Origin of the sequence: Paraburkholderia sp. SIMBA_054, assembly GCF_046534875.1 — a bacterium.
GTDB classification, from domain to species: domain Bacteria; phylum Pseudomonadota; class Gammaproteobacteria; order Burkholderiales; family Burkholderiaceae; genus Paraburkholderia; species Paraburkholderia hospita.
The window spans coordinates 1-262 of record NZ_JAWRXV010001026.1 but is presented as its reverse complement, the minus strand read 5'-3'; the positions used below and the strand labels follow the sequence as shown (position 1 = coordinate 262).

Here is a 262-nt window from a genome sequence, read left to right as displayed (position 1 = left end):
CTATCGTGGTATGCTCGTGTCAACGATCATGGATGAATGGGAAAAGGAGGGGATCAAACCCGGTCGCGGCAATGATCTTTTCCGCGTCGATGGCATCAAGGCGTGGGCCGATGGTTCCAATCAGGCGCAGACCGGTTATCAGCGCGAGAACTATCTGGGCACCGATGCGCGCGGCGCCCTGAACTACAGCCTTGAGCAGGTAACGGAAGTTATCCGCCGGGCGCATGAAGGCGGCTGGCAGGTTGGCGTTCACGCCAATGGC

The 262-nt window shown here is 59.2% G+C and carries 1 protein-coding gene; it reads left to right on the top strand.

The features are described from left to right. Nucleotides 1-28 precede the first annotated feature (28 nt). Nucleotides 29-262, top strand: a 234-nt coding sequence (locus SB822_RS58255) for an amidohydrolase family protein (protein ID WP_410859265.1), incomplete at its 3' end; no start/stop codon positions are given.